Source organism: Novosphingobium olei (genome assembly GCF_012927405.1).
GTDB classification, from domain to species: Bacteria; Pseudomonadota; Alphaproteobacteria; order Sphingomonadales; family Sphingomonadaceae; genus Novosphingobium; species Novosphingobium olei.
Genome location: NZ_JABBGM010000003.1, coordinates 74,565 through 100,168, shown reverse-complemented (window position 1 = coordinate 100,168; position 25,604 = coordinate 74,565). Strand labels below are relative to the sequence as shown.

The window sequence follows — 25,604 nt, the reverse complement described above, 5'->3', positions numbered from 1 at the left end:
GCCCACGCGGGCAGCGGCCGTAATCATGTGGACCAATGGTTAAAAGGGCAGGGGTTTGAGCGCATATTGCGGCGCACCCCACTTGCGCGTGAGGCACGGCGGGACTAGGGCGCGGTCCAAACAATTGCCCTGAACACCAGCAACGCGAGTCAGGCCCTTGGTCGATCAAACCGCCCTTCTGGCAGAATACCTTCCGATCCTGATCTTCCTCGGGATCGCGCTCGCACTTTCGACGGCATTCGTGTTCCTGCCGATGGGCGTTGCCCGGTTGACCGGCACGCACAATCCGAATGCCGAAAAGCTGTCGGAATACGAGTGCGGCTTCCCCGCGTTCGAGGATCCGCGCAGCCAGTTCGATGTGCGGTTCTACCTCGTCGCGATCCTGTTCATCATCTTCGATCTTGAAGCGGCGTTCCTGTTTCCCTGGGCGGTAAGCCTGAAGGAAACCGGCTGGGCCGGCTGGACGACGATGATGGTGTTCCTGGGCGAACTGGTGATCGGCTTCATCTACGCCTGGAAGAAGGGCGCGCTGGACTGGGAATGAGCAACATGGCCACCACTTCTTCTTCGCTGATCACCACGCCGCAGGGTGCGGTCACGGCGCCCGACCAGTCGTTCTTCGACAGCCTCAACGCCGAGGTCAACGACAAGGGCTTCCTCGTCACCTCGACCGAGGAGCTGTTCCAGTGGGCCCGCACCGGCTCGCTGTGGTGGATGACCTTCGGCCTTGCCTGCTGCGCGGTCGAGATGATCCACGTGAACATGCCGCGCTATGACATGGAACGCTTCGGCGTTGCCCCGCGCGCTTCCCCGCGCCAGTCGGACGTGATGATCGTGGCCGGCACGCTGTGCAACAAGATGGCCCCGGCGCTGCGCAAGGTCTACGACCAGATGTCGGACCCCAAGTACGTGATCTCGATGGGTAGCTGCGCCAATGGCGGCGGCTATTACCACTACAGCTATTCGGTGGTGCGCGGCTGCGACCGCATCGTGCCCGTGGACATCTACGTCCCCGGCTGCCCGCCGACCGCCGAGGCGCTGCTGTACGGCGTGATGCAGCTGCAGCGGAAGATCCGCCGCGCCGGCACGCTGGAACGCTGAGGGAAGGGGAGCCATGGCCGTTCTTCACTCCGCCCCGCGCTATGCCTCGTTCGAAGGCGTGCTCGACGAACTGACCGGTGCGCTGGGCGACATGGTCGTCGCATCGCGCGAGGAATATGGCGAGATCGTCATCAACGTGGTGCGCGAACGCGTCGAGGACGCGCTTCGCAAGCTTCGCGACGAACACCAGTTCCAGCAGCTGATGGACATTGCCGGCGCCGACTATCCGACGCGGCTCGATCGCTTCGACGTGGTCTATTGCCTGCTTTCGGTGACGCGCAACCTGCGCCTGATCGTCAAGACGACGACCGACGAGGCGACCCCGGTGCCGACCGTGACCACGCTGTGGCCCAACGCCGGCTGGTACGAGCGCGAAGTCTACGACATGTACGGCGTGCTGTTCGCCGGCAACACTGACCTGCGCCGCATCCTGACCGACTACGGTTTCGAAGGGCACCCCTTCCGCAAGGACTTCCCGCTGACCGGCTATGTCGAGCTGCGCTATTCCGAGGAAGACAAGCGCGTGGTCTATGAGCCGGTCGAGCTTGCGCAGGACCTGCGCCAGTTCGATTTCATGAGCCCGTGGGAAGGCGCCGACTACGTGCTGCCGGGCGATGAAAAGGCCGTGCCGCCGCCGCCCGCGCCTGCGCCGGTTGCAACTGCACCGGTAACGCGCGGGCCGGCCGAGGCGGACAAGCCGAAGACAACCGACACGCCCGCCCAGACCGGCGCTGGCGACAAGGCGAACGCCGAAGCGGCCAAGGACGGGGAAGGCAAGGACGGGGGCAAGGCTCCCGAAGCGCCCGCGCCGACCGAGAGCCGTCCCGACGCCGACAAGGGAGGCAAGGCATGAGCTTCTCGCTCGAACAGTCGCCCACCACCGGCGACGAGGTCATCACCAACTACACGATCAACTTTGGGCCCCAGCACCCGGCGGCGCACGGCGTGCTGCGCATGGTGATGGAGCTTGATGGCGAGATCATCGAGCGCATCGATCCGCACGTCGGCCTGCTGCATCGCGGCACCGAAAAGCTGATCGAGCACAAGACCTACCTGCAGGCGCTGCCGTACTTCGACCGGCTGGACTACTGCTCGCCGCTTGGGATGGAGCACAGCTACGTCCTCGCGGTCGAAAAGCTGCTCAACCTCGGAGTGCCGCTGCGCGCCCAGTACCTGCGCGTGCTGTTCGCGGAGCTGACCCGCATCTGCAACCACATGCTCAACATGGGGTCGCACGTGATGGACGTCGGCGCGATGACGCCGAACCTGTGGCTGTTCGAAATCCGCGAGGACTGCCTCAACTTCTTCGAACGCGCGAGCGGCGCGCGCATGCACTCGGCCTGGTTCCGCCCCGGCGGCGTCCACCAGGACGTGCCGGAAAAGCTGCTGGTCGATATCGGCGAGTGGATCGACACGCGCCTGTTCCCGCTGTTCGAAGACGCGATGAGCCTTGTCGTCGACAACCGCATCTTCAAGCAGCGCAACGTCGACATCGCGATCGTGAGCAAGGAAGACGCGCTGGCCTGGGGCTTCTCCGGCCCGATGATCCGCGCCGCCGGCATCCCGTGGGACCTGCGCAAGAGCCAGCCCTACGACGTCTATGACCGGATGGAGTTCGACATTCCCGTCGGCACCAATTCGGACTGCTACGACCGGTTCATGGTGCGCGTGGAAGAAGTGCGCCAGTCTGCCCGGATCATGAAGCAGTGCCTGGCGCAGATGCCGCAAGGGCCCATCGCCAGCACCGACCGCAAGGTTGTGCCGCCCAAGCGCGCCGAGATGAAGCAGTCGATGGAATCGCTGATCCATCACTTCAAGCTCTACACCGAAGGCTTCCACGTTCCGGCGGGCGAAGTCTATGTCGCCACCGAAAGCCCCAAGGGCGAATTCGGCGTCTATCTGGTCAGCGACGGCAGCAACAAGCCGTACCGCTGCAAGATCCGCCCGACCGCGTTTTCGCACCTGCAGGCGATGGACTTCATGTCCAAGGGCCACATGCTGCCCGACGCGACCGCCATTCTCGGCGCGATCGACGTGGTGTTCGGGGAGTGCGACCGTTGAGCAACCTCGACACTGCCAAGGCGATGATCGCCGCGTACAACGCGCAGGACGTCGACACCTACGTCAGTCACATGACCGACGATGCCTGCGAGGCGAACTATCGCGGGGATGTGGTGCGTGAGGGCAGGGAAGGCACGCGTTCCGGTCTTGCCGCCGCGTTCGCGCGCTGGCCGCAGAACCATGCCGAGATCAGGGAAGCGCAGGCCATCGGCAACTATGTGCTGATGCGCGAGCACGTGACGCGCGGCCCCGCCACCGATGGTTCGGCGCTGGTCGAACCGTTCGACGTGATCGCGGTCTATTCTTTCGAGGGCGACAAGTGCTCTCGCGTGGAGTTCATCCGGTGAAGCAAGATCCCACCCGCCAGCTTTCGATCCTCGCCTGCGTGACCGGGCTTCTGCTCGCCGCCGTGTGGTTCCTGGCCCTCGCCAACCAGGCCGATACGCCCGACTGGATGCCGATGATGATCGCGGCCATCGGCGGTTTCGAGCTGTTCCTGTTCGGCCAGGACTTCTGGATGAAGCGGGCAGGGGAGCGCTGAGGACTTATGGCTGATCGTCATCCCGAACCCGACAGCCCCGAGCTGCGCGCGCGCTGGGGCAACTTTGCCTGGACCGAGGCCAATGCGGCCAAGGCCAAGGAGATCATTACGCGCTATCCCGAAGGGCGCCAGCGCTCGGCGGTGATGCCGCTGCTCGATCTGGCCCAGCGCCAGGTCGGCGCGGAGGAGAACACGCAAGGGTGGCTGCCGCTGCCGGTGATGGAATACGTCGCCGCGCAGCTCGACATGCCGATCATCCGCGTGCTCGAAGTCGCGACCTTCTACACCATGTACAACATCCAGCCGGTCGGACGCTTCCACGTGCAGGTCTGCGGCACCACGCCGTGCATGCTGCGCGGCAGCGACGACGTCATGGCCGCGTGCAAGGCGAAGGGCATGAAGAAGGGGCATACCACCCCCGACGGCCTGTTCACGCTGACCGAGGTGGAATGCATGGGCAACTGCGCCTCGGCCCCGATGGTGCAGATCAACGACGACAATTACGAGGACCTCACCGCCGAGCGGGTGACGCACATCCTCGACGAGCTTGCCGCCGGCCGCCAGCCGAAGACGGGCACGCAAGAGCCGGGCCGCCACACGGTGGAGCCCGCCGGCGCACTGTCGAGCCTGACCGCGATGGTGAGCGAAAACCACGATTACCGAGGGGAGTGGTAAGATGTCCCTGCAGGACAAGGACCGCATCTTCACCAACGTCTACGGCTATCAGCCGTGGAACCTGAAGGCTGCGCAGGCGCGCGGCGATTGGGACAACACCAAGGCGCTGCTGGAACGCGGGCAGGACGCGATCATCCAGGAAGTGAAGGATTCGGGCCTTCGCGGCCGTGGCGGTGCGGGCTTCCCCACCGGCATGAAGTGGTCGTTCATGCCCAAGGAAAGCAAGGACGGGCGTCCGAGCTTCCTGGTGATCAACGCCGACGAATCCGAGCCCGGTTCGTGCAAGGACCGCGAGATCATCCGCCACGATCCGCACAAGCTGCTGGAAGGCGCGCTGGTCGCCGGGTTCGCGATGCGCGCGCGGGCGGCCTACATCTACATTCGTGGCGAATATATCCGCGAAGCCGAGACGCTGTTCGCGGCGCGTGACGAAGCCTATGCGGCGGGCCTGCTGGGCAAGAACGCCTGCGGTTCGGGCTATGACTTCGACGTCTTCGTCCATCGCGGCGCGGGCGCCTACATCTGCGGCGAAGAGACCGCGATGATCGAAAGCCTTGAAGGCAAGAAGGGCCAGCCCCGCCTGAAGCCGCCGTTCCCGGCAGGTGCGGGTCTCTATGGCTGCCCGACCACGGTCAACAACGTCGAGTCCATCGCCGTCGCCCCCACCATCCTGCGTCGCGGCGCGGGCTGGTTCTCGTCCTTCGGGAACGAGAACAACCGTGGAACCAAGCTCTTCCAGATCAGCGGCCACGTGAACAAGCCCTGCGTCGTCGAAGAGGCGATGTCGATCTCGTTCGAGGAGCTGATCGAGAAGCACTGCGGCGGCATTCGCGGCGGCTGGGACAACCTGCTGGCGGTGATCCCTGGCGGTTCCTCGGTGCCGCTGGTGCCGGGTGAGCAGATCCGCCACGTGGCCATGGACTTCGATGGGTTGAAGGCAGTCGGCTCGGGCCTTGGCACCGCCGCCGTCATCGTCATGGACAAGTCCACCGACATCGTCCGTGCGATCAGCCGCCTGTCGTACTTCTACAAGCATGAAAGCTGCGGCCAGTGCACGCCCTGCCGCGAAGGCACCGGCTGGATGTGGCGCGTGATGGAGCGCCTGCGCACCGGTGACGCCGACGTGGCCGAGATCGACATGTTGCAGGAAGTCACCAAGCAGGTCGAAGGCCACACGATCTGCGCCCTGGGCGACGCGGCCGCTTGGCCGATCCAGGGCCTGATCCGCCACTTCCGCCCCGAAATCGAACGCCGCATCACGGAGCGCGCGGGCGACGTGCGGGAGGCGGCGGAGTGAGGTTGAGAGATTTCCTGATCGGAGGGCTAGCTTTTCTGGGCGCTATCGTCCCAGCGGCAGCACAGTCCAACCGAGAAGCGGACATGGGTTCTTTGTTGACGCATCCCAAGCGCGCGCGGATCGATGATCTGCGCATGAGCGACGAAGAGCGCCCGCGGTATCTTCTCGAAGAATTCTCTCGGTGCGAGGTGGATCGGGACAAGACACGTGTTGCGGCTGCTCTGAAGCTGCCCCGTGGGCAGGATTCGAAGGCCTTGCAGCTGGCGGCTCGCGAAGATTGCCTTGAATATGGTGCGCTGAAGTTCTCGGACGTACTGTATCGTGGCACGCTTTTCGGTGAGCTTTATCGCCGTCAGAAGGGCAACCATGGGGACATGACGTTGCTGGTTCCCGTGGTGCCGCTAGACTGGTCCGCTCCGCCTCCGCCGCCGAGCGCCGGGGAAGATATCCTGTCGCACTATTTCCTTTTGTGGATGACCGATTGCGTGGCGAAGCGCAAACCGGCTGCCGTGGAAGGGGTGGTCTTGAATTCGGCTGGCAGCAAACAGCAGGCAGCAGCTTTTGCTGAGGTAATTCCTGAACTTGGACCATGTGTCCCGCAAAACCAGACGCTGACGCTGACTCGCGCCACGCTTGAGGCAGCATTTGGCGAATATCTTTACAGATCGCTTGTGCCGGCAATCAGCGCACCGGCAGGGAAGGCAGGGTAATGCCCAAGGTCAAAGTAGACGGCGTCGAACTCGAGGTCCCGCAGGGTGCTACGGTCCTGCAGGCGTGCGAGCTGGCCGGCAAGGAAATCCCCCGCTTCTGCTATCACGAACGGCTGAGCATTGCCGGCAACTGCCGCATGTGCCTGGTCGAGGTGAAGCCCGGGCCGCCCAAGCCGCAGGCAAGCTGCGCGCTTCCGGCGACCGAGGGCCAGGAAATCCGCACGGATTCCGAAATGGTCAAGAAAGCGCGCGAAGGGGTGATGGAGTTCCTGCTCATCAACCACCCGCTCGACTGCCCGATCTGCGACCAGGGCGGCGAATGCGACCTGCAGGACCAGTCGGTCGCCTATGGCCGGGGCGCCTCGCGCTATCACGAGCACAAGCGCGCGGTGACCGAGAAGTACATGGGGCCGCTGATCAAGACGATCATGACCCGCTGCATCCACTGCACCCGCTGCGTGCGCTTCTCGGAAGAGATCGCCGGCGTGGACGAAATCGGCGCGCTGTATCGCGGCGAGAACATGCAGATAAGCACGTACCTCGAAAAGGCTGCGCAGCACGAGCTGTCGGCCAACGTGATCGACCTTTGCCCGGTCGGCGCGCTGACCAGCCGGCCCTATGCGTTTGAGGCGCGTCCTTGGGAGCTCAAGAAGACGCTCGCCATCGACGTGTCGGACGCGCTTGGATCGAACATCCGGCTCGACAGCCGTGGCCGCGAAGTGCTGCGCGCCCTGCCGCGCGTGAACGACGACGTGAACGAGGAATGGCTGTCGGACCGTGGCCGCTACATGGTCGATGGCCTGACCCGCCGCCGGCTCGACAAGCCGTGGCTGCGCCGTGACGGCAAGCTCGTCGCCGCGAGCTGGACCGAGGCGTTCGACGCGGTGGCGAAGATCAATCCGGGATCGTCGGTCGCGGTGATCGCGGGCGACCTGGTCGATTGCGAGACGATGTTCGCGGCCAAGAAGCTGGCGGGCGCTCTGGGCTCGACCCTGCTCGAAGGCCGGCAGACCGGGCTTGCCTACGACGCGTCGAACCTCGCCGCGGTGAACTTCAATTCGACTCTTGCCGGGATCGAGGACGCCGATGCCGTGCTGATCGTCGGCTCGATGATCCGCGACGAGGCGCCGCTGCTCAACACCCGCCTGCGCAAGGCGGTGAAGAAGGGCGCCAAGGTGTTCATCGTCGGCCCCGAATGGGATCCGACCTATGCCGCGACGTTCCTGGGCGACGACCTGTCGATCCTCGGCAACCTGCCGCAGGCGCTGGTCGACGCGTTCGAAGGCGCTTCGAAGCCGGCCGTTATCCTGGGTGGCGCTGCGCTGGGCAAGGGCGCGCTGGGCGCCGGCCTCGCCTTCGCGGAGCGCTTCAAGCTGGTGCGGGATGGCTGGAACGGCTTCAACGTCGTCCACATGGCGGCGAGCCGCATGGGCGGGCTGATGCTGGGCTACGCGCAGAAGGGCGGCATTGCCGACCTCGTCGCGGCCAAGCCGAAGATGGTTATCTCGCTGGGCGCGGACGAGGTGGACTTCACCAAGTTTGCGGGCAGCATGATCGTCCACATCGGCCACCACGGTGACAAGGCGGCACATGCTGCCGACGTGATCCTGCCTGCCGCTGCCTTCAGCGAAAAGGACGGCACCTACGTCAACACCGAAGGCCGCGTGCAGTATTCGGAGAAGGCCGTGTTCGCGCCGGGCGAGGCCCGCGAGGACTGGACGATCCTGCGCGCGATGGCCGATGCGCTGGGCGTAACCGTCGGCTTCGACAGCTTCGACCAGCTGCGCGCCGCGATGGTTGCCGAAGTTCCCGCGCTGGGCACCGAAGGGCTTGCCGATTACGGCGCGCTGCCTGCGGCTCCTTCTGATGCCAAGGCGGAAGGCGTGATTGCGGGCTATCCGATCAAGGACCGTTACCTGACCAACGCCATCGGCCGGGCGAGCCCGACGCTGCAGCGCTGCTCGGCGGAGCTGGTCCACGGTGAAACCTTCGCGGAGGCCGCGGAATGACCGAGTTCTTCATGGGCCTCGGCCTCTCCTACGGGTGGGCCTGGGGCATCTCCACCGTGTGCGGCATCCTGCTGATCGCGCTGCCGCTGATGCTCGGCGTGGCGATGATCATCTATGCCGACCGCAAGATCTGGGCGGCCATGGCGCTGCGTCGCGGCCCGAATGTGGTCGGCCCGCTCGGCCTGCTGCAGTCGTTCGCGGATGGTCTGAAGGTGTTCCTGCAGGAAACCATCATTCCGGCGGCGGCGAACAAAGGCCTGTTCCTGATTGCGCCGATCATCACCTTCACCGTGGCGCTGATGGCGTGGGCGGTGATCCCGTTCAATTCGGGCGCGGTGCTGGCCAACGTCAACGTCGGCCTGCTCTACGTGCTCGCGATCTCCTCGCTCGGCGTCTACGGCGTGGTCATCGCGGGCTGGTCGTCGAACTCGAAGTACCCGTTCTTCTCGGCCATGCGCGCCTCGGCCCAGATGATCAGCTATGAAGTCTCGATCGGCTTCATCCTGATCTGCGTGGTGCTGTGGGCGGGCACGTTCAACCTGAATGACATCGTAAAGGCGCAGCAGGGCCACGTCTGGATCATCAACGGCTTCGTGGCGAACCCGCTGCTGTTCCCGATGTGGGTGATGTTCCTGATTTCGGGCATGGCCGAAACCGCGCGCGCGCCGTTCGACCTGACCGAGGCGGAATCCGAGCTCGTCGCCGGCTACCAGACCGAATATTCTTCAATGAGCTTCGCGCTCTACTGGCTGGGCGAATATGCCAACGTGCTGCTGATGTGCGCGCTCAACGCCACGCTGTTCTGGGGTGGCTGGCTGCCGCCGCTCGACCTGCCGATCCTCTACATCGTGCCGGGCTTCGTGTGGCTGCTGCTCAAGATCCTGTTCTTCTTCTTCGTGTTCAGCTGGGTGAAGGCGACGGTTCCGCGCTATCGCTATGACCAGCTGATGCGCCTGGGCTGGAAGGTTTTCCTGCCCGTCTCGCTGCTGTTCGTCTTCGTGATCAGCGGCTACCTCATGGCTACCGGACACTTCGCATGACCGCCGCTCAGCTCATCAAGAGCTTCACCCTGTGGGAGTTCGTGAAGGCGCACTGGCTGACCTTGAAGTATTTCTTCAAGCCCAAGGCGACGATCAACTACCCGTTCGAGAAGAACCCGCTGTCCCCGCGCTTCCGCGGTGAGCACGCCCTGCGCCGTTATCCCAACGGCGAGGAGCGCTGCATCGCGTGCAAGCTGTGCGAAGCGGTGTGCCCGGCGCAGGCGATCACCATCGAGGCCGAGCCGCGCGAGGACGGCAGCCGCCGCACCACGCGCTACGACATCGACATGACCAAGTGCATCTACTGCGGCTTCTGCCAGGAAGCCTGCCCGGTGGATGCCATCGTCGAAGGGCCGAACCTCGAATTCGCGACCGAAACGCGCGAGGAACTGCTCTACGACAAGGCCAAGCTGCTCGCGAACGGGGACAAGTGGGAGCGCGCGATCGCTGCCAACCTTGAAGCCGACGCACCGTACCGGTAGGGGGCCGCGCAAACGTGACAAACAGGCAGCAGGACCCGTTCGTGTCGAGCGCAGTCGAGACACCTTCTCAACGCCTCTCGACTTCGCTCGAGGCGAACGGAGGTAGGAAATCATGATTCAGGCATTTGCCTTCTACCTCTTCGCGACGCTGATGATCGCCTCTGGCGCGATCACCATCCTCGCCCGCAATCCGGTGCACTCGGTGCTCTGGCTGATCCTCGCGTTCTTCAACGCGGCGGGCCTGATGGTCCTTGCCGGGGCCGAATTCATCGCGATGCTGCTGGTCATCGTCTACGTCGGCGCGGTCGCGGTGCTGTTCCTGTTCGTCGTCATGATGCTCGACATCGACTTCGCCGAACTGCGCGCCGGTTTCATCAACAATTTTCCGCTGGGTTTCGTGCTGGCGGTGGTGCTGCTGGCCGAGCTGGTGCTGGGCGTGGGTGCCTATCGTGCAGGGTCACTGCCGTTGGGCGTGGCTGACGGTGCGGGCGCGGCAACCGCCGGCCTGTCGAACACGGCGGCCATCGGCGCGCTACTCTACAGCCGCTACCTGTTCCTGTTCGAAGCGGCCGGCGTGATCCTGCTGGTGGCCATGATCGGCGCAATCGTGCTGACCCATCGCCAGCGCAGCGGCGTTCGCGGCCAGAACATCTCGAAGCAGGTCGCGCGTCGTCCCGAGGACGCCACGATCAACGTGCAGCCGGAAGTGGGCAAGGGGGTCCAGCTCTGATGATCGGCATCGAACATTATGTCGTGGTCAGCGCGATCCTTTTCGTGCTCGGCGTGCTCGGCATCTTCCTCAACCGCAAGAACGTCATCATCATCCTGATGGCGATCGAACTGATCCTGCTGTCGGTGAACCTGAACCTGGTGGCCTTCAGCGCGGCGCTGCACGATCTGGTCGGCCAGATCTTCGCGATGTTCGTGCTGACCGTGGCGGCGGGTGAGGCGGCCATCGGCCTTGCAATCCTCGTCATCTACTTCCGCGGACGCGGCACCATCGCCGTCGACGACGTCAACCGGATGAAGGGATAAGAGACGTGCATCCTATCCTGATCATCGTGTTCCTGCCGCTGCTGGCAGCGATCGTCGCCGGGCTCGGCAACAAGAAGCTGGGCTTCGTGCCGAGCAAGGTCGTGACCACTGGCGCGCTGTTCATCAGCTGCGCGCTGTCGTGGCCGATCTTCCTGTCGTTCCTGAACGGCAGCGCAGAGGCCAGCGTCGTGCCGGTGCTGCAGTGGGTGAAGTCGGGTGACCTCGACTTCCAGTGGGCGCTGCGCGTCGATACGCTCACCGCGGTCATGCTGGTGGTTATCACCAGCGTCTCGGCGCTCGTCCACCTGTACTCATGGGGCTACATGAGCGAGGAGCCGGACCAGCCGCGCTTCTTTGCGTACCTCTCGCTGTTCACCTTCGCCATGCTCATGCTGGTGACGGCGGACAATCTGGTGCAGATGTTCTTCGGCTGGGAAGGGGTGGGCCTTGCCTCGTACCTGCTGATCGGCTTCTGGTTCCGCAAGCCCAGCGCCAACGCCGCCGCGATGAAGGCCTTCGTGGTCAACCGCGTGGGCGACCTTGGCTTCATGATGGGCATTTTCGGGGTGTTCCTGGTGTTCGGCACCGTGTCGATCCCGACCATCCTGCAGACGGCACCTGGCGTGCTGAACGGTTCGACCATCGGCTTCCTGGGCTATCGCCTGGATACCGCGACGGTGCTGTGCATCCTGCTGTTCATCGGCGCGATGGGCAAGTCGGCGCAGCTTGGGCTGCACACCTGGCTGCCCGACGCGATGGAAGGCCCGACCCCGGTGTCGGCGCTGATCCACGCCGCGACGATGGTGACCGCCGGCGTGTTCATGGTCTGCCGCCTGTCGCCACTGTTCGAATGCAGCCCGACCGCGCTCGGCTTCGTGACGTTCATCGGCGCCGCGACCTGCTTCTTTGCCGCCACGATCGGCACGACGCAGACCGACATCAAGCGCGTGATCGCGTATTCGACCTGTTCGCAGCTGGGCTACATGTTCTTCGCCGCGGGCGTCGGCGCCTATGGCGCGGCGATGTTCCACCTCTTCACCCACGCGTTCTTCAAGGCGCTGCTGTTCCTTGGCGCGGGTTCGGTCATCCACGCGATGCACCACGAACAGGACATGCGGTATTATGGCGGCCTGCGTAAGCACATCCCGTTGACCTTCTGGGCGATGACGATGGGCACGCTGGCGATCACCGGTGTCGGCATCGTCGACGTTGCGGGCTTCGCCGGTTTCTATTCGAAGGACGCGATCCTCGAAGCAGCCTTTGCGCGTGGCACCGAACTGTCGCACTTCGCCTTCTTCATGGGCATCTTCGCTGCGCTTCTCACCAGCTTCTACAGCTGGCGCCTGGTGTTCCTGACCTTCTTCGGCAAGCCGCGGTGGGAGCAGAGCGAGCACATCCAGCATGCGGTGCACGATGCGCATGGGCACGGTCATGATGACCACGCCCACGACCATGCGCACGGGCATGACGATCATGCGCACGCGCATCACGACGCGCATGGCGATGGCACGGCAGGCTACCACCCGCACGAAAGCCCGTTCAACATGCTGGTGCCGCTGGGCATCCTTTCGCTGGGCGCGATCTTCGCGGGCATTGTCTTCAACCATGCCTTCGTCAGCGAAGGCGAGGGCGAGTTCTGGAAGGGTGCGCTGGTGTTCCACGAACACCTGATCCACGCGATGCATGGCGTGCCGCACTGGGTGAAGTGGGCGCCGTTCACGGTGATGGCGACCGGCCTGCTGATCGCGTGGTACGGCTACATCAAGAACACGCGCTTCCCGGCGGCGTTCGTCGACCAGTTCGGCTTCCTCTACAAGTTCCTGCTGAACAAGTGGTACTTCGACGAGCTCTACCACTTCCTGTTCGTCCGTCCGGCCCTGTGGCTCGGCCGCGTATTCTGGAAGGTGGGTGACCAAGGCATCATCGACCGCTTCGGCCCGAACGGCGCGGCCTGGGTCGTCGCCAAGGGGAGCAAGGCCGCGGTCAAGCTCCAGTCCGGATATCTCTACAGCTATGCGCTGGTCATGCTCGTCGGACTTGTCGGGGCGATCAGCTGGGTGATTGCACGATGAGCGGCTTCCCTATCCTTTCGCTGATGCTGCTGGTGCCGCTGGTCGGTGCGGTGGCGTGCCTCAAGGCGGGGCGTGAACAGGCGCGGATGATCGCGCTGGTGACGACGCTGGTCGATCTGGCGCTGGGCGCGGTCCTGTGGGCCAATTTCGACACCGGCGGCGCGCAGTGGCAGTTTACCGAGCGGGCCAACCTGTTCGCAGGTTTCAGCTGGGCGCTGGGCATCGACGGCATCGCGCTGGTGCTGATCGCGCTGACCGTGTTCCTCATGCCGATCTGCATCGGCGCCAGCTGGAACTCGATCGAGAAGCGCGCCGGCGAATACTACGCCGCCTTCCTGCTGATGGAAACGCTGATGATCGGCGTCTTCGCGGCGCAGGACTTGTTCCTGTTCTACATCATGTTCGAAGCCGGCCTGATCCCGATGTACCTGATCATCGGCATCTGGGGTGGCGCGGATCGCATCTACGCCAGCTACAAGTTCTTCCTCTACACGCTGCTCGGCTCGGTGCTGATGCTGATCGCGATGTTCTGGATGGTGAACGCCGCCGGCACGACCGACATCCCGACGTTGATGCAGTACAACTTCCCGCCGCACGCGCAGACCTGGCTGTTCCTGGCCTTCTTTGCCAGCTTTGCGGTGAAGATGCCGATGTGGCCGGTCCACACCTGGCTGCCCGACGCGCACGTTCAGGCACCGACCGCAGGTTCGGTGATCCTGGCAGGCGTGCTGCTCAAGATGGGCGGCTACGGCTTCATCCGCTTCTCGCTGCCGATGTTCCCGGTTGCCTCGGCGCAGTTCGCGCCGCTGGTCTGGGGCCTGTCGATGGCGGCGGTGGTGATCACCTCGCTGATCGCGCTGGTGCAGCACGACATCAAGAAGCTGATCGCCTATTCCTCGGTGGCGCACATGGCGATCGTGACGATCGGCCTGTTCGCCTTCAACGTGCAGGGCCTCGAAGGCTCGATGCTGATTATGCTCAGCCACGGTCTGGTCGCGGGCGCGCTGTTCCTTGGCGTGGGCGTGATCTACGATCGTCTGCACACCCGCGAGATCGACCGCTACGGCGGACTTGCGATCAACATGCCCTATTTCGCGCTGTTCTTCCTGCTGTTCACGATGGCCTCGATCGGCCTGCCGGGCACCAGCGGGTTCGTCGGCGAATTCCTTTCGCTGATGGGCGTGTATCAGGCGTCGAGCTGGGTGGCGCTGGTCTGCACCACGGGCATCATCCTGGGCGCGGCCTACATGCTCTATCTCTATCGCCGGGTGATCTTCGGCGAACAGAAGAACGCCGACGCAGCCGCGATGCCCGATCTGGACACGCGCGAATGGCTGATGATGGTTCCGCTGGGCCTCGTCGTGCTGTGGATGGGCGTCTATCCGGAATCGTTCCTCGCGCCGATGCGCAAGGATATCGCCATGCTCGATGCCCGCGTTGCCGTTGCCGCGCCGAAGGGCGATGCGCAGGTCAAGAAGGGCGCTGCCAAGCCCGCCGCTGAACATGAAGCCGCAGAGCACAATGACGCGCAGGGGGAGGCGCACTGATGGAACTCGTCCGCTCTCTCCAGCTGGTTGCCGGCGAGGAAGTCCTGAGCATTGCGGGGCTGATCCTGCTGCTGTGGGCCGCCTGGGCCGGTGACAAGGCCGCGCGCGCAATCTCGATCGCGACGGTGGCTGCGCTGACCGTTGCCGCGCTGATCGCCGCGCCCGCCCTGTGCGGCGCCGCGATGGGGGCCGATACGATCGCGTTCGGCGGCCAGTATCGCGCCGACGCCTTCTCGGCCTTCGGCAAGCTGCTGATCTATGCTTCGGCGGCGGTCACGCTGATCGTCGCGCCTGCGTTCTTCGACCGCTTCAAGGCGATGCGCGCCGAATTCCCGCTGCTGGTGCTGTTCGCGGCGCTGGGCATGGGGATCATGGTTTCGGCCACCGACCTGCTGACGCTGTACATCGGTCTGGAGCTCAACAGCCTCGCCTCGTACGTGCTGGCCGCGATCCTGCGCAAGGACGAGCGTTCGGCGGAATCGGGCCTCAAGTACTTCGTGCTCGGCTCGCTCGCCTCGGGCATTCTGCTCTACGGCGTCAGCCTGACCTACGGCTTCACCGGCACCACCAGCTTTACCGGCATCCATGCCGCGCTGGCCGCTGGCACGCTGTCGACCGGCGCGGTGTTCGGCATGGTGTTCGTGCTGGCCGGCATGGCCTTCAAGATCAGCGCCGCGCCGTTCCACATGTGGACCCCTGACGTCTACGAAGGCGCGCCGACCCCGGTGACGACTTTCTTCGCCACCGCATCGAAGGTTTCGGCACTGGCGCTGCTGATGCGGATCAGCCTGGTTGCGTTTGGCGCCGTGCCGCAGGCGTGGCAGCAGATCGTGATCTTCGCCGCGATCCTTTCGATCGTGATCGGCGCGCTGGGCGCGATCGGGCAGGCCAACATCAAGCGCCTGATGGCCTATTCGTCGATCAACAACGTCGGCTTCATCCTGATCGGCCTTGCCTGTGCGAACCAGCCGGGTGCGGCGGCGATGCTGATCTACATCGCGATCTATGTCGCCATGTCGGTGGCGGGCTTCGTGGCTATCCTGATGCTGCGCGACGAAGATGGCGAGCCGGTGGAATCGATCGCCGACCTCGCCGGGCTTTCCAAGACCCGCCCGGGCCTTGCCGCGGCGCTGGCTGCGGTGATGTTCAGCCTTGCCGGCATCCCGCCGCTGTTCGGCTTCTGGGGCAAGTTCGTGGTGTTCCAGGCCGCCGTGCAGGCGAACCTCGTCGCCCTGGCAGCGATCGGCATCGCGGCTTCGGTGATCGGCGCGTTCTACTACCTCAAGGTGGTGAAGGTGATGTATTTCGACGAGGCCGCCGACAAGGTGCGCGGAAAGTCGGAGCTTGCCCATGGCGTGCTGCTGGTGATCGCGTCGGTGTTCATCTCGCCGCTCGGCTACCTGCTGACGAACTGGCTGCACACGCTGGCAGGCAACGCCGCGGCCGCGCTGTTCCACTTCTGATGCCCAACGTCTGATGATCCGGGCTAGGCAGGGCGCATGATCGAGACGGTCGCGGAGATCGGCTCGACCAACGCGGCCCTGCTGGCCCGGCTTGCCGCGGGCGAGGCGGCGCCAGAGGCCGCCTGGCTCGTCGCTGACCGACAGGTTGCCGGCCGCGGCCGCGCCGGTCGCATCTGGTCCGATGGGTTCGGTAACTTCATGGGATCGACCGTTGCGCACCTGCGCAGCGGCGATCCATTGCCGCAGACGCTGGCGCTGGTGGCCGGGCTTGCCGCGCATCGGGCGGTCATGGCGCTGGCGCCTTCGCTGCAGGATCTGGTGCTCAAGTGGCCCAATGACCTGCTGGTGGGTCAGGCGAAGCTCGCCGGGATCCTTCTCGAACGGCAGGGCGATGCCGTTGTCGTCGGCATCGGTGTGAACCTGTCGCAGGCGCCACAGCTTCCCGACCGCCAGACGGCCGCGCTGTCCGCGCTCGGCTTTCCGATCGAGCGCGACGCCTTCGCCACCGCGCTGGCGCAGGAATGGAGCTGGGCGCTCACGCGCTGGCACTGCGGCGAATGGCCGGTGCTGCGGCAGGAGTGGTTGGCCCGCGCCATGCCGGTCGGCAGCCTGATCAGCGTGAACGACCGAGAACATGGCCTGCTGATGGGCGCGTTCGGCGGGATCGATGCCGATGGCGTCGCGCTTCTCCGCTTGGCGGATGGCGCGACCCGTGCCATCCACGCCGGCGATATCGATCTGGTCGGCTGAAACGCCGCCGAACCGGTCGCGAGAGGGAAAAGTCTGATGCTGCTGGCAGTCGATGTGGGCAACACCAACGTGGTCTTTGCGCTGTTTGACGGGCGGGAGATCAAGGGCCGCTGGCGCGTTGCCACCGATCCGCGCCGCACGGGCGACGAATACGCCGTGTGGCTGCTGCAACTGCTGCAACTCGAAGGCTACGGTCGAGACGTTGTGAAGCAGATCGTCATCTCCACGGTTGTCCCGCGCGCGCTGCACAATCTCAAGGTTCTGGCGCAGAAGTATTTCGGCATCGACGCGCTTGTCGCGGGCGAGGGGCTTGCGAGTTACGGCTTCGTCGCCGATGTCGATGAACCGCGCTCGCTGGGCGCCGATCGTGCGGTCAACGCGATTGCCGCCCACGCCAAGTACGCAGGCGATCTGATCGTCGTCGATTTCGGCACCGCCACGACCTTCGATCACATCGACTTCATGGGATCGTACAAGGGCGGCATCATCGCGCCGGGGATCAACCTTTCGCTCGATGCATTGGTGAGTGCGGCGGCCAAGCTGCCGCGCATCGCCATCGAAGCGCCGGCCAGCCGCAGCGTGATTGGCCGCAACACCGAAGACCAGATGCACATCGGCGTGTTCTGGGGCTATGTCGCGATGATGGAGGGGCTGATTTCCCGGATGCGCAGCGAGATCGGTCGCCCTGCGCAAGTCGTGGCGACAGGTGGCCTTGCCGTCCTGTTCGGTGACCACACCGGAATTTTCGACCACGTCGATGCCGATCTCACGCTGGAGGGCATCGCCCTGCTGGGTGAGCGCGCGGCATCGCTGGCCTGAACGAGAAGGATACCGTTTTGAGGGAGTTGATGTGAAGCCCGGCAAGGAACTGCTTTTCCTCGCGCTCGGCGGTTCGGGCGAAATCGGGATGAACGTCAACCTCTACGGTTGCGATGGCAAATGGCTGATGGTCGACCTCGGCATGACCTTCGCCGATCCGTACTATCCGGGGGTGGACCTGGTCTTTGCCGATCTCGAGTTCATCGAGGAGCGCGCCAGGGATCTGATCGGCATCGTGCTGACCCACGCGCACGAAGACCATATCGGCGCCGTGCCCTATTTCGCGCAGGAACTGGGCGTGCCGCTTTACGCAACGCCCTTCACCGCGCGCCTGGTGAAGGAGAAACTGGTCGAGGCCGGGCTCGACAAGACCGTCGAGCTGAACGTGGTGCCCAACGAGGCGGCGTTCAGCCTGGGTCCGTTCGACATCCGCTACGTGCCGCTGGCGCACTCGATCGCCGAGGGCAACGCGCTGGTGATCGACACGCCCTATGGCCGCGTGTTCCATACCGGCGATTGGAAGCTCGATGACGAACCCCGCATCGGCACCCCGGCGACTGAAGAAGAATTGACCGCGATCGGCGACGAAGGCGTGCTCGCGCTCGTCTGTGATTCGACCAACGTGTTCAATCCGAACCCGTCCGGTTCGGAAGGCGCGGTGCGGGCCGGACTGCTCGAAAGCGTCGAGCAGATGAAGGGCCGCCGCGTGGTGGTGACGACCTTCGCCTCCAACGTGGCGCGGCTGCAAACGCTGGGCGAAGTGGCCGAGGCGACCGGGCGGCAGCTTTGCGTTGCCGGGCGCTCGCTCGACCGCATCATCGCGGTGTCGAAGGCCTGCGGCTATCTTGAGGATTTCCCCGATATCGTCTCGATGGACCAGGCGATGGACCTTCCGCGCGGCGAGGTGCTGATCCTTGCCACGGGCGGACAGGGCGAACCCCGGGCCGCATTGTCGCGCATCGCGGGCGACCAGCATCCGATCAAGCTTGAGAAGGGCGACGTCGTGCTCTTCTCCAGCCGCCAGATTCCGGGCAACGAACTGTCGATCGGGCGCATCCAGAACCAGCTCGTCGAAAAGGGCGTGCTGCTGGTGACGGACCGCCAGTCGATGATCCACGTCTCCGGCCATCCGGGCAGGCCCGAACTGGTTGCGCTCTACGACTGGTTGCGCCCCCAGATCCTCGTGCCGGTGCACGGCGAGATGCGGCACATGAGCGAGCAGGCGCGGCTCGGCAAAGCCGAAGGCATCGCCAAGACCATCGTGCAGAAGAACGGCGATCTGGTTCGCCTGGCTCCCAACGGGCCGCACAAGCTGACCGAGGTGCGCGCCGGGCGTCTGGTGCTCGATGGTGATATCATCGCGCCTGCTGATGGTGAGGCGATGGGCGTGCGGCGCAAGCTGGGGCAGGCCGGCATCGTCGCCGTGTCGCTGGCCGTGTCGCGCGATGGAAAGCTGGTGTCGCCGGTGCAGGTGGCCCCGGTCGGCCTGCCGCTCGACGAGGATCTGCAGGACTTCGTGATCGAGGCGGAAAGCGATGCGGCCGAAGCCGTGCGTACCCTCAAGGGCGATCGCAAGCGGGATCGGGTAGCGGTTGCCGAAGCGGTGCGCTTGGCGGTAAGGCGGGCCGCGCAGCGCTGGTCCGGCAAGAAGCCGGTGGTCCAGGTTCTGCTGCGCGAAGCCTGAATCGTTTCAACAGACTCCAGCAGACAGGGCATTGCCATGAAGTGGACGTCGATCGTCGCGATCTATTCGCTGTTCTGGGTCTTTTCCGCGTTCCTGGTGATGCCCTTTGGCGTGCGCACCGCCGACGAACTTGGCGTCGAGAAGATACCCGGCCAGGTCCATTCGGCACCCGCCAACTGGCGCCCGGGCCGCGTGGCGCTGCGCGCGACGATCCTTTCGGCGGTGCTGTTCGGGCTGTACTACGTCAACTACGTCAACCGGTGGATCACGATCGACGATCTCGACGTGTCGCGGCTGTTGGGTATCTGACGGCCCTGTCCGGGGTCGCGTCGCGGTCTCAGACGCCTTCGAGCGCGTAACCGGCCGAGCGAACGGTGCGGACCGGATCGGCTGCTCCTGGCAGCGCGATGGCCTGGCGCAGGCGGCGGATGTGCACGTCGACGGTGCGCAGTTCGATGTCCGAGCCCGATCCCCAGACCGCATCGAGCAACTGCCCGCGCGAAAAGACGCGGCCGGGATGCTCCATGAAGTGCTTGAGCAGGCGGAATTCGGTCGGCCCGATCTTGAGCGCTTCGCCCTGGCGCATCACGCGGTGCGCCGTGGGATCGAGAGTCAGGTCGCCCACGGTGATCGTCTCACCGGCAAGGGCCGGGCGCACGCGGCGCAGCACCGCGCCGACGCGGGCGATCAGCTCGCGCGGGGAGAAGGGCTTGGTGACATAGTCATCGGCCCCGGTTTCGAGACCGCGAACGCGGTCGTCCTCGTCATGGCGCGCGGTCAGCATGATGATCGGCACGTGCGCGGTCGACTTGTTGCGGCGCAGGCGGCGACACACCTCGATGCCGCTGGTCCCGCCGATCATCCAGTCGAGCAGGACCAGATCGGGGGTGTCCTCGGCCGCGAGCAGCAAAGCCTCGTCGCCGTCATCGGTGGTGCGGACATCGTAGCCCTCGCCACGGAAGCGATATTCGACCAGCTCGGCCAGCGCAGTATCATCTTCGACGAGAAGCAGCTTGGGAGCCGACACACAATCCTCCGTGACAGTCCTATTGCCAAGACACGGGAAATGTTACTGCCGTGTGACGAAGATCAGACCTTAGGCGCGGGCACGTCCTCGCGTTCGGGAAGATTGAGGCCGGTTGCCGCGTAGTAGACCATCTCGGCGATATTGGTCGCCTGATCGCCGATGCGTTCGATGTTGCGCGCAACGAACATCAGCTGCGCCACCGAGCTGATCGTGGCGGGATTTTCCACCATGTACGACACGAAGTTGCGGAACACGCTGTCGTAGAAGGCGTCGACCTTGGCATCGCGCTGCACGATCTCGGCCGCGGCCGAAGGATCGCGCGCGGCGAACGCGGTCAGCACATCGTGTACCATGTCGGCAGCGAGTTCGTTCATCGCCGGCAGCAGGGTCAGCGGCTCGAACCGCTTGCGCCCCTCGATGTGGCCCACGCGCTTGGCGATGTTCTTGGCATAATCGCCGATCCGCTCGATCACGCCCGCGATCTTGAGCGCGGTGATCACCTCGCGCAGGTCGTCCGCCATCGGCGCACGCAGCGCGAGCACGCGGATGGCGAGCCGGTCTACCTCTGCCTCGAGCTGGTCGATCCGCTTGTCGCGCGTGATCACGCTGGCGGCGAGTTCCTCGTTGCCGTTGACCAGCGCGTCCATCGCCTCGGTCACGGAAAGCTCGGCCAGGCCGCCCATTTCCGCCACCAGTCCGCGCAGGCGGGTGATGTCTTCGTCGAATGCCTTGACGGTATGTTCGGCCACCATGCTGTTCCTTACCCGTAGCGCCCGGTGATGTAGTCCTTGGTGCGCTCTTCACGCGGGTTCGTGAAGATGTCGGACGTGGTGCCATATTCCACGATCTTGCCAATATGGAAGAACGCGGTGCGCTGCGAAACGCGGGCAGCCTGCTGCATCGAGTGGGTGACGATGACGATGGCGTAGCGTCCGCGCAGTTCGTCGATCAGCTCCTCGATGCGCGCGGTGGCGATCGGATCGAGCGCCGAGCAGGGCTCGTCCATCAGGATCACTTCGGGATCGACCGCGATGGCGCGCGCGATGCACAGGCGCTGCTGCTGGCCGCCCGAAAGCGCGGTGCCGCTGTCCGACAGGCGATCCTTGACTTCGTCCCACAGACCCGCACGTTGCAGCGAGGTTTCGACGATGCCGTCCAGCTCGCTCTTGCTGCCGGTGATGCCGTGGATCTTGGGGCCATAGGCGATGTTGTCGTAGATCGACTTGGGGAACGGGTTCGGCTTCTGGAACACCATGCCCACGCGCGCGCGCAGCTGCACCACGTCCATGCCCGAACGATAGATGTCCTCGCCATCGAGCAGGATTTCGCCTTCGACGCGCGCGCCGGCGATCGTGTCGTTCATCCGGTTGAGCGAGCGCAGGAAGGTCGACTTGCCGCACCCCGACGGGCCGATGAAGGCCGTGACGTAGCTCTTGGGAATGTCGATCGACACATCGTCGATGGCACGCTTGGCGCCATAGAACACCGACACGTTCTTCGCGCTGATCTTCGCTTCGGCGACCGGATCAGGGAAAGTCGGCGTCGGGGCGGGGCTGAGGGCAGGGGTGTTCATGTTACCACCGTTTCTCGAAGCGGTTGCGCAGGTAGATCGCAAGGCCGTTCATGATGAGCAGGAAGACGAGCAGCACGACGATCGCGGCGCTGGTGCGTTCGATGAAGCCGCGGTCGATTTCGTCGGACCACAGGAAGATCTGCACCGGCAGCACGCTCGACGGTGCGGTGAAGCCCGAAGGCGGGCTGGCGACGAAGGCGCGCATGCCGATCATCAGCAGCGGCGCGGTTTCGCCGAGCGCGCGCGCCATGCCGATGATCGTGCCGGTCAGGATGCCGGGCAGGGCGAGCGGCAGCACATGGTGGAATACCACCTGCACCGGGCTGGCACCCATCGCCAGCGCGGCGTCGCGGATCGATGGGGGCACCGCCTTGATCGCGTTGCGGCCGGAAATGACGATCACCGGCATCGTCATCAGCGCCAGCGTCATGCCGCCGATCAGCGGAGCCGAACGCCAGTTCGGGAACAGGCCGAGGAACACGGCGAGGCCGAGCAGGCCGAAGATGATCGAGGGCACCGCGGCGAGGTTGTTGATCGAGATTTCGATCAGGTCGGTCCAGCGGTTCCGCGTCGCGTATTCTTCAAGGTAGAGCGCGGCGAGCACGCCCACCGGGAAGGCGAGGCCCAGCGTGACGAGCATCGTCAGCATCGAACCCTTGAGCGCGCCCCAGATGCCCACCGCCTGAGGGCTGGTGGCGTCCGAGCGGGCAAGGAAGCCCCAGTCGAAGGCACGGACCAGCTGGCCCTTGCGGCCCAGGTTGTAGGCGGCGTCCTGCAGCGCCCTTTCCCCGCCGCCGCGCTGCGCGGCGGCCAGATCGTCGCTCGCCGGCAGCGAAACGTCGATCTTGTCTTCGTTCAGCAGGTCGGGGTGCGCAATGATCCGCGCGCCGAGATCGCGCCAGGCGCCGCTGGCCAGATAGGTCGATCCGTCCTTGCCGAGCGCTGCATCGGCCGCACTGTCGACCAGCATCGGCAGCCCTGCGGATTCGAGCGCGCCGAGCGGGTCGGCCTGCTGCAGGCGCGAGGCATCGACCAGCAGCTGGCCCTTGAGCGGCACTTCGAAGCGCAGTTCGGCACGCTTGAACCCGGCAACGCCGTTCGAGGTCATCGAGATGAGCAGGAAGGCCAAGACGAGCGCCGAGAAGACGATCGCGCCAAGCCCGAGCAGGCGGAAATTGCGCTCGGCGCGATACCGCTTGGCAAGCCCTGCCTGCATGCGCGCGCGGCGTTGCGCCTGGATGCTGTCGAAGCTGTCGCTCATGGTGCCGGTCACTCGTAGGCTTCGCGGTAGCGCTTGACGACGCGCAGGGCGATGAAATTGAGGGTGAGGGTGACGAGGAACAGCACCATGCCCAGCGCGAACGCCGACAGCGTCGCGGGATGGTCGAAGCTGCCTTCGCCGGTCAGCATGGCCACGATCTGGAACGTGACCGTGGTCATCGACTGGAACGGGTTGGCGGTCAGGTTGGCCGAAGCGCCTGCGGCCATGACCACGATCATCGTTTCACCGATCGCGCGGCTGATCGCCAGCATCACGCCGGCCACGATGCCGGGCAGGGCGGCAGGCACCAGCACCTTGCTGATCGTCTCGGCCTTGGTCGCGCCCATGGCGAGGCTGCCGTCGCGCAGCGCCTGCGGCACCGCCGCGATCGAATCGTCAGCCATGGATGAGACGAACGGAATGATCATCACGCCCATGACAAGGCCTGCGGCCACCGCGCTTTCGGTCGAGGCGCTGGAGATGCCGATGGCTTGCGCAAAGTCGCGCACGGCGGGCGCCACGGTCAGCGCGGCGAAATAGCCGTAGACCACGGTCGGTACGCCGGCGAGGATTTCGAGCAGCGGCTTCATCACCTTGCGCACGCCGTTGGTGGCATACTGCGTCAGGTAGATCGCGCTCATCAGGCCGAGCGGGATTGCCACGATCATGGCGATGATCGCGCCGATGTAGATCGTGCCCCAGAACAGCGGGATGGCGCCGAACTGCTTGCCGTCGGGCGTGCCACTGCTCATCGGGTCGGGCGCCCAGTGGGTGCCGAACAGGAAGTCGATTGGCGACACCATCGAGAAGAAGCGCGCGGTTTCGAACACCAGGCTGACGATGATGCCAAGCGTGGTCAGGATCGCGACGAGCGAGGCCACCAGCAGCAGGCTCATCACCGCGCGTTCCACGCGGGTGCGGGCGGTGAAATCTGGCTTCAGGCGCAGGAATGCAAACACGCCGCCGGCAAAGGCGATCACCAGCGTGGCGACCAGGCCGATGATCTCATAGCGCAGGATCGCCGCGCGATAGGGTGCGACAAGCCCCTGTGCATCGACATTGAACACCGCAGGTGCCGCGCCCGTGGCGACCGAGCGGGCTTCGGCCAGCATCGAATCGCGCTCGAACCCGAAGGCGGGCAGCACTGACGCGGCAGGGTCGGCCAGCACGCTCGTCGTGACGAGGTTGGGGCTCAGCGCATTCCAGGTCAGCGCGAAGAGAAGGGCAGGGACCGCGATCCACAACGCCACGTACCAGGCGTGGAAGCCCGGCAGCGAGTGGATGCGGCCCTTCGGCGCTGCCCGGCGAAAGGCCCAGGCGCGCGAACGTGCCGCCAGCCAGCCGACGAGACCCAGCCCGAAGGCGAGCAGGAGCAGGATGGCTGGCGACATGACGTGTTCGGTATCCTTACTTCAGTTCCGCGCCGTCGAGCACGGGCAGGTCGGAAACGGCCTTGGCGCTCTTGGCAAGAACGTCTTCGGGCGCAACCACCATGCCGAGCTTGGCGAGCGTACCGCCCTTGCCCCACGCCTTTGACCATTCGGTGACATAGGCCTGCAGGCCGGGGATGGCCTTGAGGTGCGCCTTCTTCACATAGATGTAGAGCGGGCGGGCGCCGGGGTAGCTGAAGTCCGCGATCGACTGGTAGGTCGGCACGATGCCCGACATGGTCAGGCCCTTCAGCTTGTCGCTGTTCTCTTCAAGGTACGAGAAGCCGAAGATGCCGATGGCCTTCGGATTGGCCTCGATCTTCTGGACGATCAGGTTGTCGTTTTCACCCGCGTCGACATAGGCGCCGTCTTCGCGAACTTCGCCGCAGATGGCGTCATGCTTGTCCTTGTCGCTGTCCTTCAGCGCCTTCATTTCCGGATTGGCATCGCAACCCTTGGTCAGGATCAGCTCCTTGAGCGCATCGCGCGTGCCCGAGGTCGACGGCGGGCCGTAGACAAGGATGGGTTCGTCGGCGAGCGCCGGGTTCACGTCCTTCCAGGTCTTGGCGGTGTTGGGCTTGCCATAGGGGTTCTTGGCGAGCGCCTTGTAGACGTCCTCGGGGGTCAGGGCCATGCCGGGGCCGTTCTTGCCTTCGGCGAAGGCAACGCCGTCCAGGCCAACCTGGATCTCGACGATCTCCTTGACGCCGTTCTTCTGGCAGTCCTCGAACTCGGACTTCTTCATGCGGCGCGAAGCGTCTTCGATGTCGGGGTGCTGCGGGCCGACGCCGGCGCAGAACAGCTTCATGCCGGCGCCCGTGCCGGTCGATTCGATGATCGGCGACTTGATCGAGGCGTCCGACTTGGCGAGCTGCTCGGCAACGGCCTTGGCGAACGGATAGACGGTCGAAGAACCGACGGCGCGCACCTGATCGCGGCTGCCGCCACCCTGCGAGCCACAGCCGGCGAGCGAGAGAGCGGTGAGGGCGACAGTGGCAAGAGCGAGATTGTGCTTGGTGATCATGGT

General features: G+C 64.9%; 27 protein-coding genes. 21 read left to right on the top strand and 6 right to left on the bottom strand.

Annotated elements, in window-relative coordinates; genetic code table 11:
• Positions 1-157 precede the first annotated feature (157 nt).
• From HHL27_RS08310 to HHL27_RS08210, 21 genes are all read left to right on the top strand, one after another.
• The gene (locus tag HHL27_RS08310; RefSeq protein ID WP_169492941.1) at positions 158-544 is read left to right on the top strand and encodes an NADH-quinone oxidoreductase subunit A; all 387 of its coding nucleotides are present in this window, start codon (positions 158-160) and stop codon (positions 542-544) included.
• Positions 541-1,101, top strand: coding sequence for a NuoB/complex I 20 kDa subunit family protein (locus HHL27_RS08305; RefSeq protein ID WP_169492940.1), 561 nt, complete (start codon positions 541-543; stop codon positions 1,099-1,101). The genes HHL27_RS08310 and HHL27_RS08305 overlap by 4 nt, the downstream gene beginning before the upstream one ends.
• 13 nt (positions 1,102-1,114) lie before the next feature.
• On the top strand, positions 1,115-1,954 hold the full coding sequence (locus HHL27_RS08300) for an NADH-quinone oxidoreductase subunit C (RefSeq protein WP_169492939.1): 840 nt from the start codon (positions 1,115-1,117) through the stop codon (positions 1,952-1,954).
• Positions 1,951-3,162, top strand: coding sequence for an NADH-quinone oxidoreductase subunit D (locus HHL27_RS08295; protein ID WP_169492938.1), 1,212 nt, complete (start codon positions 1,951-1,953; stop codon positions 3,160-3,162). Before HHL27_RS08300 ends, HHL27_RS08295 begins: the two co-directional genes overlap by 4 nt.
• Positions 3,159-3,509: a nuclear transport factor 2 family protein gene (locus tag HHL27_RS08290; RefSeq protein WP_169492937.1), complete on the top strand. Its 351-nt coding sequence runs from the start codon at positions 3,159-3,161 to the stop codon at positions 3,507-3,509. The genes HHL27_RS08295 and HHL27_RS08290 overlap by 4 nt, the downstream gene beginning before the upstream one ends.
• Complete coding sequence (locus HHL27_RS08285; protein ID WP_169492936.1) at positions 3,506-3,703, top strand: hypothetical protein; 198 nt, start codon at positions 3,506-3,508, stop codon at positions 3,701-3,703. The genes HHL27_RS08290 and HHL27_RS08285 overlap by 4 nt, the downstream gene beginning before the upstream one ends.
• A 6-nt stretch (positions 3,704-3,709) precedes the next feature.
• Entirely contained in the window at positions 3,710-4,378 is a 669-nt protein-coding gene (locus HHL27_RS08280; protein ID WP_169492935.1) for a complex I 24 kDa subunit family protein, read from the top strand.
• Between the two features lies 1 nt (position 4,379).
• Complete coding sequence (gene nuoF, locus HHL27_RS08275; protein ID WP_169492934.1) at positions 4,380-5,675, top strand: NADH-quinone oxidoreductase subunit NuoF; 1,296 nt, start codon at positions 4,380-4,382, stop codon at positions 5,673-5,675.
• 83 nt (positions 5,676-5,758) lie between these two features.
• Complete coding sequence (locus tag HHL27_RS08270) at positions 5,759-6,385, top strand: hypothetical protein (protein ID WP_169492933.1); 627 nt, start codon at positions 5,759-5,761, stop codon at positions 6,383-6,385.
• Positions 6,385-8,394: an NADH-quinone oxidoreductase subunit NuoG gene (gene nuoG / locus HHL27_RS08265; RefSeq protein ID WP_169492932.1), complete on the top strand. Its 2,010-nt coding sequence runs from the start codon at positions 6,385-6,387 to the stop codon at positions 8,392-8,394. The genes HHL27_RS08270 and nuoG overlap by 1 nt, the downstream gene beginning before the upstream one ends.
• Positions 8,391-9,434, top strand: coding sequence for an NADH-quinone oxidoreductase subunit NuoH (gene nuoH / locus HHL27_RS08260; RefSeq protein WP_169492931.1), 1,044 nt, complete (start codon positions 8,391-8,393; stop codon positions 9,432-9,434). The genes nuoG and nuoH overlap by 4 nt, the downstream gene beginning before the upstream one ends.
• Positions 9,431-9,916, top strand: a complete 486-nt coding sequence (gene nuoI, locus HHL27_RS08255) for an NADH-quinone oxidoreductase subunit NuoI (protein ID WP_169492930.1) — start codon at positions 9,431-9,433, stop codon at positions 9,914-9,916. The genes nuoH and nuoI overlap by 4 nt, the downstream gene beginning before the upstream one ends.
• Positions 9,917-10,028: 112 nt before the next feature.
• The gene (locus HHL27_RS08250) at positions 10,029-10,646 is read left to right on the top strand and encodes an NADH-quinone oxidoreductase subunit J (protein ID WP_169492929.1); all 618 of its coding nucleotides are present in this window, start codon (positions 10,029-10,031) and stop codon (positions 10,644-10,646) included.
• Positions 10,646-10,951, top strand: coding sequence for an NADH-quinone oxidoreductase subunit NuoK (gene nuoK, locus HHL27_RS08245; RefSeq protein WP_169492928.1), 306 nt, complete (start codon positions 10,646-10,648; stop codon positions 10,949-10,951). The genes HHL27_RS08250 and nuoK overlap by 1 nt, the downstream gene beginning before the upstream one ends.
• Positions 10,952-10,956: 5 nt before the next feature.
• Entirely contained in the window at positions 10,957-13,023 is a 2,067-nt protein-coding gene (gene nuoL / locus HHL27_RS08240; protein ID WP_169492927.1) for an NADH-quinone oxidoreductase subunit L, read from the top strand.
• Positions 13,020-14,570, top strand: a complete 1,551-nt coding sequence (locus HHL27_RS08235) for an NADH-quinone oxidoreductase subunit M (RefSeq protein WP_169492926.1) — start codon at positions 13,020-13,022, stop codon at positions 14,568-14,570. The genes nuoL and HHL27_RS08235 overlap by 4 nt, the downstream gene beginning before the upstream one ends.
• On the top strand, positions 14,570-16,033 hold the full coding sequence (gene nuoN / locus HHL27_RS08230) for an NADH-quinone oxidoreductase subunit NuoN (RefSeq protein WP_169492925.1): 1,464 nt from the start codon (positions 14,570-14,572) through the stop codon (positions 16,031-16,033). The genes HHL27_RS08235 and nuoN overlap by 1 nt, the downstream gene beginning before the upstream one ends.
• 36 nt (positions 16,034-16,069) lie before the next feature.
• Positions 16,070-16,783 (top strand): biotin--[acetyl-CoA-carboxylase] ligase, encoded by a 714-nt coding sequence (locus tag HHL27_RS08225; RefSeq protein ID WP_169492924.1) that lies wholly within the window; start codon positions 16,070-16,072, stop codon positions 16,781-16,783.
• 36 nt (positions 16,784-16,819) lie between these two features.
• Entirely contained in the window at positions 16,820-17,602 is a 783-nt protein-coding gene (locus tag HHL27_RS08220) for a type III pantothenate kinase (RefSeq protein ID WP_169492923.1), read from the top strand.
• An 88-nt stretch (positions 17,603-17,690) separates the two neighbouring features.
• Positions 17,691-19,286 carry a ribonuclease J gene (locus tag HHL27_RS08215; protein WP_206069500.1) on the top strand — a complete coding sequence of 532 codons (1,596 nt, stop codon included), beginning with the start codon at positions 17,691-17,693 and terminating at the stop codon, positions 19,284-19,286.
• A gap of 36 nt (positions 19,287-19,322) precedes the next feature.
• Complete coding sequence (locus HHL27_RS08210; RefSeq protein ID WP_169492921.1) at positions 19,323-19,595, top strand: DUF1467 family protein; 273 nt, start codon at positions 19,323-19,325, stop codon at positions 19,593-19,595.
• A 28-nt stretch (positions 19,596-19,623) separates the two neighbouring features.
• Here HHL27_RS08210 and phoB read toward each other — a convergent pair whose 3' ends face one another.
• The 6 genes from phoB to HHL27_RS08180 form a co-directional block, all read right to left on the bottom strand.
• Entirely contained in the window at positions 19,624-20,313 is a 690-nt protein-coding gene (gene phoB, locus HHL27_RS08205) for a phosphate regulon transcriptional regulator PhoB (protein ID WP_169492920.1), read from the bottom strand.
• A gap of 62 nt (positions 20,314-20,375) precedes the next feature.
• Positions 20,376-21,065: a phosphate signaling complex protein PhoU gene (gene phoU, locus HHL27_RS08200; protein WP_169492919.1), complete on the bottom strand. Its 690-nt coding sequence runs from the start codon at positions 21,063-21,065 to the stop codon at positions 20,376-20,378.
• Positions 21,066-21,073: 8 nt separating this feature from the next.
• Positions 21,074-21,886 carry a phosphate ABC transporter ATP-binding protein PstB gene (pstB, locus tag HHL27_RS08195; protein WP_169492918.1) on the bottom strand — a complete coding sequence of 271 codons (813 nt, stop codon included), beginning with the start codon at positions 21,884-21,886 and terminating at the stop codon, positions 21,074-21,076.
• A 1-nt stretch (position 21,887) separates the two neighbouring features.
• A complete protein-coding gene (gene pstA / locus HHL27_RS08190) occupies positions 21,888-23,147 on the bottom strand; it encodes a phosphate ABC transporter permease PstA (RefSeq protein WP_169493273.1) in 1,260 nt (419 codons plus the stop codon).
• 8 nt (positions 23,148-23,155) lie between these two features.
• Positions 23,156-24,538 (bottom strand): phosphate ABC transporter permease subunit PstC, encoded by a 1,383-nt coding sequence (pstC, locus tag HHL27_RS08185; RefSeq protein ID WP_169492917.1) that lies wholly within the window; start codon positions 24,536-24,538, stop codon positions 23,156-23,158.
• A gap of 16 nt (positions 24,539-24,554) precedes the next feature.
• Positions 24,555-25,601, bottom strand: a complete 1,047-nt coding sequence (locus HHL27_RS08180; protein ID WP_169492916.1) for a substrate-binding domain-containing protein — start codon at positions 25,599-25,601, stop codon at positions 24,555-24,557.
• Between the last annotated feature and the right edge of the window lie 3 nt (positions 25,602-25,604).